Here is a 430-nt window from a genome sequence, read left to right as displayed (position 1 = left end):
TTGCTGCTGCGCTTCCAGGACGATCTGCGCGTGACGCGCCAATGGTGGCTGGACGGCACGCATTACGCGCGCACCGCCGAGCACTGGCTGAGCTCGCTCGATGCCGCGCACGAGCGCGTCATGCCGGTGCTGGTGGAGGCCTACGGCGCGCAGGCGCCCGTCTGGTTCCAGCGCTGGCGGATGTTCTACATGGCGGTGGCCGAGCTGTTCGGCTATCGCGCCGGGCAGGAATGGGGCGTCGCGCATTACCTGTTCGACAAGCGGACGGCACGATCATGAGGCCCGCACGCTCGACGTGGCGCGCCGTCGTGCTGCGCGGCCTGCTGCTGGCGGCGGTGCTCGGCCTGGGCGGATGCTCGGGCGGCCCGCCGAACCCGAACCCGCGCGCGGCTCAGCCGCTGGTCACGGTGCCGGTCGACCTGCCGCGCTA

2 pseudogenes are annotated in these 430 nt (G+C 71.9%); both read left to right on the top strand.

Going from position 1 to position 430, the window contains the following annotated elements:
- A pseudogene (locus HWX25_RS33105) lies at nucleotides 1-279 on the top strand (SAM-dependent methyltransferase); the annotation flags it as partial.
- Nucleotides 276-430, top strand: a pseudogene (locus HWX25_RS33660) (lipocalin); the annotation flags it as partial. The pseudogenes HWX25_RS33105 and HWX25_RS33660, both read left to right, overlap by 4 nt.

It is taken from the genome of Burkholderia sp. BCC1640 (genome assembly GCF_902833125.1).
In the GTDB taxonomy this organism is placed as follows: domain Bacteria; phylum Pseudomonadota; class Gammaproteobacteria; order Burkholderiales; family Burkholderiaceae; genus Burkholderia; species Burkholderia diffusa.
The sequence above is the reverse complement of the archived record's forward strand: the minus strand, read 5'-3'. Positions and strand labels throughout refer to the sequence as shown.